Source organism: Phenylobacterium sp. (assembly GCF_036263695.1).
Taxonomy (GTDB): domain Bacteria; phylum Pseudomonadota; class Alphaproteobacteria; order Caulobacterales; family Caulobacteraceae; genus Phenylobacterium.
In genome coordinates this window covers 1-7,123 of the sequence record NZ_DATAGM010000407.1, presented here as the reverse complement: position 1 = coordinate 7,123, position 7,123 = coordinate 1, and the positions used below count along the sequence as shown (strand labels likewise).

Sequence of the window (7,123 nt, the reverse complement as noted above, 5' to 3'; positions counted from 1 at the left end):
CTGGCGGTGCTCGCCCAGGCCGGCTGCTTCGTGCCGGCGGCCAAGCTCAGGCTCGGCGTGGTCGACCGCTTGTTCAGCCGCGTCGGGGCGGGCGATGATCTGGCCCGCGGCCGCTCCACCTTCATGCTGGAGATGGTCGAGACCGCCGCCATCCTGACCCAGGCGACGCCTCGCTCGCTGGTCATTCTCGACGAGATCGGCCGCGGCACGGCGACCTACGACGGCCTGGCTATCGCCTGGGCCTGCGCCGAGGCGCTGCACGAGACCAATCGCTGCCGAGCGCTGTTCGCTACACACTATCACGAGCTCGCCGTGCTCGACGGGCGCCTGGCCCACGTCGCCAACCTGTCCCTGAAGGCCAAGGAGTGGAATGGCGAGCTGATCTTCCTGCACGAGGCCGGCCCCGGCCCTGCCGACCGCTCCTACGGCGTGCAGGTCGCCAAGCTCGCCGGTGTGCCCGCTCCGGTCGTTTCCCGCGCCCGCCAGGTGCTCGAGCGGCTGGAGCGCGAGGCCGGCGCCCCGGCCCACCTGGAGGACCTGCCGCTGTTCGCCGCCGCTGTCCCGGCGGACGAGCGGACCGGCCCCTCGCCGGTCGAGGAGACCCTGGCCGGGCTGGACGTCGACGGCATGAGCCCCAGGGAGGCCTTGGACGCCCTCTACCGCCTGCGGGCCATGCTGACGTGAAGGCGCTGATGGTCGACGTGGACGGCGTCGTCGTCCACGCCCCCGACGGCCGGCGCTGGGACGCCGACATCGAGTCGGACCTGGGAATCCGCCCGCAGGATCTGCAGGACCGGTTCTTCCGCGCCCACTTCCAGGACATCGTGCATGGCCGGGCGGACCTGTTCGACCGGTTGGCTCCCGCCCTGGCGGAGTTCGCCCCTCACGTCGCCGCGCAGGCGCTCGTCGACTACTGGTTCGAGAAGGACGGCCGCCTCAACCTCGTCCTGCTGGACGAGCTCGCGCGTTGGCGCACCGCCGGTTACGCCCTGCACCTGGCGACGGTCCAGGAGCACCACCGCGCGCGGCACCTGTGGGAGAAGCTGGCGCTGAAGGACCGCTTCGATGCGATCCACTACGCCGCCGAGCTCGGCTGCGCGAAACCCGACCCCGCCTTCTGGGCCGCCGTCCAGCAGCGCACCGGCTTCGCCCCCTCCGACCTCCTGTTGATCGACGACTCGCCGCGCAACGTGGAGTCTGCGGAAGTGGCCGGCTGGGCCGCCGTTCTGTGGGACGGGACGGAGGCGCTGAGCGCAGTCCTGGGACGGGCGGGGCTGAGCCTGGCCCGGTCCTAGAGCCCGAACACCACTTGGCTGGCCCAGAGCAGGATGGCGGCCCAGAGCAGTAGGAGCAGGGCGAAGATGCGCGCGCCGCCGGTTCCCTGGCGGGTCCGGGCGGTGTCGGCCTTCTGGTAGAGCTCGAACCTGGGCATGGAGAGCCACCCTTCGCGTAACGGAACGAGGTTATCCGCGTGAGGTGAGATGCTGGTTAACCGCCAAGCTTAACCGCCGTTAGCGCCCAAGGTCATTTCGTGGCGAATTCCGCGGCCTAGCCCTCGGGCCCCGCGGCGTGCGGGTTTACCATCCATCCGGCCTGACACGGCCGCCCGCCTTCGCCTATATCTTCCTGCCAGCGTCCAGTCCGAAAGCCGCCCATGCCGCCGCGCCTGCGTCCCACCCGCCTCGAGTACGTCGTTGACGGGGTGAAGCTGCGATCCCAGCTGTCGGCGGCGGCCCTGGAGGCGATCGGCGATGAGGCCGAGCAGCGCCGTCGGGCCATCGAGATCCTCAAGTCGGCGCTGTTCCGCGGCCGGATGATCGCCAAGGAGCGGCTGGAGGCCGGGGCCGGCGGCATCGAAACCGCCCGCCTGCTCTCCGGCGTCACCGACGAGGTGATCACCGCCCTTTACGACTTCACCACCGTTCACGTGTTCCGGGCCCGCAACCCCACGGAGGGCGAGCGGCTGGCGCTGATGGCGGTGGGCGGCTACGGGCGCGGCACGCTCGCGCCCTTCTCCGACATCGATCTGTTGTTCCTGCGGCCCTACAAGCAGACCGCCCACGTGGAGCAGGTGATCGAGTTCATGCTCTACGCCCTGTGGGACCTGGGCTTCAAAGTCGGCCACGCCTCGCGGACCATCGACGAGTGCATCAAGCTGGCCCGGGAGGACTTCACCATCCGCACCGCCCTCTTGGAGGGTCGCCGCCTGACCGGCGACGAGGCGCTGGCCGAGGAGCTGAAGCGCCGCTTCTGGGCGGAGGTGGTGAAGGGTTCGGGAGCCCAGTTTGTGGCCGCCAAGCTGAAGGAGCGCGACGAGCGGCACGCCCGGGCCGGAGCCTCCCGCTACATGGTCGAGCCCAACGTTAAGGAGGGAAAGGGGGGCCTTCGCGACCTCAACACCCTGTTCTGGATCGGCCAGTACCTGCACCCGGCCGACGCCGAGCAGGTTGAGGGCGTGCTGCAGCTGGAGATGTTCGAGCGGCGCGAGATCACCGCCTTCATCCGCGCCTTCGACTTCCTGTGGGCGGTGCGCTGCCACCTGCACTTCGCCACCGGCCGGCCCGAGGAGCGGCTGACTTTCGACCTGCAGCCGGAGCTGGCCCGGCGGATGGGCTACGGCGACCGGGGCGATGCGCCGGCCGTCGAGCGGTTCATGCGCCGCTATTTCCTGATCGCCAAGGAGGTGGGGGCGCTCACCCGGGTGTTCGCCGCCAAGCTGGAGGCCGAACGGGTCAAGTCCGAGCCCAAGGGCTTCTCGCGCCTGCTGCCCGGGGCCAAGACCAAGCGCAAGAAGCTGGACGAGGGCTTCCACGAGGAGGGCGGGCGGCTGAACATCGACGGGCCGCAGACCTTCGAAAAGGACCCGGTCAACCTGCTGCGGCTGTTCCGCCTGGCCGACCAGCGCAACCTCGACCTCCACCCGGACGCCTTCACCGCTGCGACCCGCCTCTCCGGCCTGATCGGCGCCAAGGTGCGGCGCGATCCCGAGGCAGCGCGGGTGTTCCTGGACATCCTGGCCCACAGCCGCGACCCGCAGCGCACGCTGACGATGATGACCGAAGCAAACGTGCTCGGCCGCTTCGTCCCCGAGTTCGGCCGGATCGTCGCCCAGATGCAGTTCAACATGTACCACTCGTACACGGTGGACGAGCACACCCTGCGGGCGGTCGGAGTGATCAGCGACATCGCGCTCGGCCGTTTCGCCGAGGACCACCCGCTGTCCACTGCGATCATGCCGCTGATCGACGATAAGGAAGCCCTGTTCCTGGCCATGCTGCTGCACGACACCGGCAAGGGCGGGGAGGGCGGCCAGGAGCGGGCCGGCGCCCGGGCCGCGCGCACGGCCTGCGAGCGGCTGGGACTGGAGCGCCACCGCGTCGAGCTGGTCGCCTGGCTGGTGGAGCACCACCTGGTGATGAGCGACTACGCTCAGAAGCGGGACGTCAGCGACCCGCGCACGGTCGCCGATTTCGCCAAGATCGTGCAGAGCCCCGAGCGGCTGCGCCTGCTGCTGGTGCTGACCGTCGCTGACATCCGCGCCGTGGGCCCGGGCGTCTGGAACGGCTGGAAGGGCCAGCTGATGCGCGAGCTCTACAACGCGACCGAGGCGGTATTCCGCGGGGGCCGCGGCTCCGAGGCCAGCACCGTCCGCCGCCACTTCGAGGTCCTCGCCCTTTCGGCGCGCGAGCGCCTGATCGCCGACGCTCCGGACGCCGCCGACTGGGCGCGCTCCATGGAGGACGCCTACTTCGCTGGGTTCACCCAAGACGAGATGCTGGTCCACGCCGCCCTGGCCGCGCGGGCCGAGCGGCAGCGGGGCGCGGCGGCCGACGCCCGGGTGCGGCAGGACCAGGGCGCCGCCGAGATCGTCGTGGCCGCCCGCGACCGGGCGCGGCTGTTCGCGGACCTGGCCTCGTGCATCACCGCGGCCGGCGCCAGCGTGCTCGGCGCCCGGGTCTTCACCTCCCGCCAGGGGCAGGCGCTGGACGTCTTCTACGTGCAGGACGTGGCGGGTCAGCCCTACGGCGCCGACAATCCCAAGTCCCTGGCCAGGCTCGCCGAGTCCCTCGAGGCGGCGGCCCGCGGCGAGGCCTCAAAGGCCGAGGCGCGGCGGCTGGCCGACTTCGGCCGGTCCGCAGCCTTCTCGATCACCCCCACCGTCATGCTGGACAACGAGGCCTCCGAGACCGCCACGGTGGTCGAGGCCTCGGGCCGCGACCGGCCCGGGCTGCTGGGCGGCCTGGCCCGGGCGATCTCGGACGCGGGCCTTTCCATCGTCTCGGCCCACATCGACAGCTACGGCGAGCGGGCGGTGGACGCCTTCTACGTCACCGACGCGATGGGCGAGAAGCTCCGCGATCCCCGCCGCATGACCGCCCTGAAGGCCCGGCTGCTCTCCGCCCTTCAGGAAGCCGAGACCAGTCCCGCCAAGCCCCGCCCCAACCTGCAGAAGGCCCGGGCCAGCGTGGCGCGCTAGGAACGCCCTGCGACATGACGCGATCTGCGCTCGGCCCCGCTTGACCGGAGAAACCGGCTCAGCGCAGACATTCCGCCCGTGACAGACGCCCCCGCCCGTCCGAGCCCCATCCGCCGCGGCGGCATGATGCTCCAGTCGATCATCTTCGCCGGCGGGACCCTGGTCAGCCGGGTGCTCGGCTTCGCGCGCGATGCGGTGATCACCGCGGTGCTGGGCGCCAGCCAGAACATCGCCGCGGACGCCTTCTACACCGCCAACCAGTTCCCCAACCTTTTCCGGCGGATCCTGGCCGAGGGGGCTTTCACCGCCGCCTTCGTGCCGAGCTATTCCCGCAAGCTAGCCGGCGACGAAGCCGACGCCGACCGGTTCGCCTCGGACGCCCTGGCGTCCGTGGCGCTGGCCGCGGTGGTCATCGCGCTAGTCTGCATGCTGGCCATGCCGTGGCTGATGTACGCGATCAACCCCGGCTACGTGGACGAGCCGGCCAAGTTCCAGCTGTCCATCATCCTGACCCAGATCACGATGATGTACCTGCCGTTCATCGTCATCGCCTCGCTGTTCGCCAGCGTGCTGAACGCCCGCGGCCGGTTCGCGGTCTCGGCGCTCTATCCGACAATTCTGAACATCGCCAACCTGGCGGCCGTGCTGCCGCAGAAGGATCCCGTCGGCGCCGCCTACGCAGCCTCCTTCTCGGTGCTCGTCGCCGGCCTGCTGCAGGCTTCGATCGTGTGGTGGTTCGCCCGCAAGACGGGCGCACGCATCCGCCTGGTCCGGCCGCGCCTGACGCCGGAGATGAAGCAGCTGATCCGGGTGGGCGGACCCAACGCCCTGTCGCAGAGCGTGACCCAGGTGAACATCTTCATCACCGGCATCCTGGCATCGCAGGTGGCCGGCGGGCGGACCTGGAACGAGGTCGCCGCGCGGCTCTATCAGTTGCCGCTCAGTTTGGTCGGCGTGGCGATCGGCGTCGCCCTGCTGCCCAGGCTGGCGCAGGCGCTGCAGCGGGGCCGGCACGACGAGGCGCAGGACTCCATGGACCTGGCGATGGTGTTCGCCCTGGCGCTCAGCCTGCCGGCCGCCGCCGCCCTGGTTTCGATCCCCTTCTTCCTGATCGACGGTCTGTTCACCCGGGGCGAGTTCCTGGCCGCCGACTCCGCCGGCGCGGCGAGCCTGCTGCTCCACTTCGGCTGGGGCGTGCCGGCCTTCGTGCTGCTGCGCATCCTGCAGCCCGCCTTTTTCGCCCGCGACGATACGAAGACGCCGATGAAGTACAGCCTGATCTCGGTGGCAGTGAACATCGCCCTGGGCGTCTCGCTGTTCCCGTTGATCGGTCTGGCTGGGGTCGCGGTCGCGACCAGCACGGCCGCCTGGGTGAGCGTCATCCAGATGGCCGTGGCGCTCTGGAAACGCGACGTCTACCGGCCCTCGAAACAGGCGATCTCCAAGATGGCCCGGATCACCGCCGCCAGCGTGATCATGGGCTTGGCCCTGGCCGCCGCCTCCTACTTCCGCCCGGTGTACGAGGCGCCGCTGCACGCGGTGCTGGAGCACGGCGCCAAGGAGCTGTCGCTGGTCGCCGTCTGCGGCCTGGGCGGCCTGCTCTACGCGGTGCTGCTGTTCGCCTTCGGGGGCGTGACGCTTGCGGAGGCCCGCACGGCCTTCAAGCGCCGCAAGGGCGAGGCCGCGGCCGCCCCGCCTGCCGACTTGTCCTGACAGCCTGTTCGGCCTAGGAGGCTGGCCATGGCTCGTACGGTCAACAGCTGGCGATGGCGCCGCGGCTAAGCCGCTCTCCCAAGCCTGCGCTGCGACGCGCCCGTACCTGACTCTTCGAAGCGAAGCCTGATCCCATGACCGACCAAGCTCCCGCCCCCTATGCGGGGCCGACGCGCGTGATCTCCGGCGTGCAGTCCTCCGGCGCCCTGCACCTGGGCAACTATCTCGGCGCGCTGGTGAAGTTCGCCCGCCTGCAGCACGAGATGGAGACCTTCATCTTCGTGGCCGACATGCACTCGATCACCGTGTGGCAGGACCCGGCGCGCCTGGCCGCCCAGACCCGCGAGATCGCCGCCGCCTACCTGTCGGCGGGCCTCGATCCCAAGGTCGCGACCATCTTCCCGCAGTCGGCGGTGCCGGCCCACGCCGAGCTCGCCTGGATCTTCAACTGCACGGCCCGGCTCGGCTGGCTCGACCGGATGACCCAATTCAAGGAGAAGGCGGGCAAGCACAAGGAGCGCGAAAGCGTCGGCCTTTACACCTACCCGGTGCTGCAGGCCGCCGACATCCTGCTCTACAAGGCGACCCACGTGCCCGTCGGCGAGGACCAGAAGCAGCACCTGGAGCTGACCCGCGACATCGCCGGAAAGTTCAACCACGACTACGGCGCGCCCGGTTTCTTCCCGCTGCCGGAGCCGGTGATCCAAGGGCCCGGCGCGCGGATCATGTCCCTCCGCGACGGCAAGGTGAAGATGAGCAAGTCGGACCCCTCCGACTACTCGCGCCTGAACCTCACCGACGACGCCGACGCCATCGCCCAGAAGATCCGCAAGGCGCGCACCGACGCTGACCCGCTGCCGGAGAAGCTCGAGGACCTGGAAGGTCGGCCCGAGGCGCAGAACCTGGTCAGCATCTATGCGGCGCTGTCGGGAC

The 7,123-nt window shown here is 70.3% G+C and carries 6 protein-coding genes; 5 read left to right on the top strand and 1 reads right to left on the bottom strand.

Annotated features, from left to right (window positions below; all coding sequences use genetic code 11):
* Together VHK87_RS16360 and VHK87_RS16355 are read left to right on the top strand one after the other, a co-directional pair.
* Window positions 1–684: MutS-related protein (locus tag VHK87_RS16360; RefSeq protein ID WP_414694160.1), on the top strand; the 684-nt coding region annotated here is incomplete at its 5' end.
* Window positions 685–692: 8 nt separating this feature from the next.
* A complete protein-coding gene (locus VHK87_RS16355) occupies window positions 693–1,295 on the top strand; it encodes an HAD-IA family hydrolase (RefSeq protein ID WP_329635955.1) in 603 nt (200 codons plus the stop codon).
* Here the strand turns inward: VHK87_RS16355 and VHK87_RS16350 are convergent.
* The gene (locus VHK87_RS16350; protein WP_329635954.1) at window positions 1,292–1,432 is read right to left on the bottom strand and encodes a hypothetical protein; all 141 of its coding nucleotides are present in this window, start codon (window positions 1,430–1,432) and stop codon (window positions 1,292–1,294) included. The genes VHK87_RS16355 and VHK87_RS16350 overlap by 4 nt on opposite strands.
* A 222-nt stretch (window positions 1,433–1,654) precedes the next feature.
* Here VHK87_RS16350 and VHK87_RS16345 point away from each other — a divergent pair, with 222 nt between their 5' ends.
* The 3 genes from VHK87_RS16345 to trpS form a co-directional block, all read left to right on the top strand.
* Window positions 1,655–4,477 (top strand): [protein-PII] uridylyltransferase, encoded by a 2,823-nt coding sequence (locus VHK87_RS16345; protein WP_329635953.1) that lies wholly within the window; start codon window positions 1,655–1,657, stop codon window positions 4,475–4,477.
* A gap of 78 nt (window positions 4,478–4,555) precedes the next feature.
* On the top strand, window positions 4,556–6,190 hold the full coding sequence (gene murJ / locus VHK87_RS16340) for a murein biosynthesis integral membrane protein MurJ (protein ID WP_329635952.1): 1,635 nt from the start codon (window positions 4,556–4,558) through the stop codon (window positions 6,188–6,190).
* A 134-nt stretch (window positions 6,191–6,324) separates the two neighbouring features.
* Window positions 6,325–7,123, top strand: a 799-nt coding sequence (gene trpS / locus VHK87_RS16335; RefSeq protein ID WP_329635951.1) for a tryptophan--tRNA ligase, incomplete at its 3' end; no start/stop codon positions are given.

Excerpts from the sequence above, each read along its gene's own strand:
- VHK87_RS16345 (WP_329635953.1), top strand. The coding sequence starts at position 1,655 with ATGCCGCCGCGCCTGCGTCCCACCCGCCTCGAGTACGTCGTTGACGGG.
- VHK87_RS16355 (WP_329635955.1), top strand. The coding sequence starts at position 693 with ATGGTCGACGTGGACGGCGTCGTCGTCCACGCCCCCGACGGCCGGCGC.
- VHK87_RS16350 (WP_329635954.1), bottom strand. The coding sequence starts at position 1,432 with ATGCCCAGGTTCGAGCTCTACCAGAAGGCCGACACCGCCCGGACCCGC.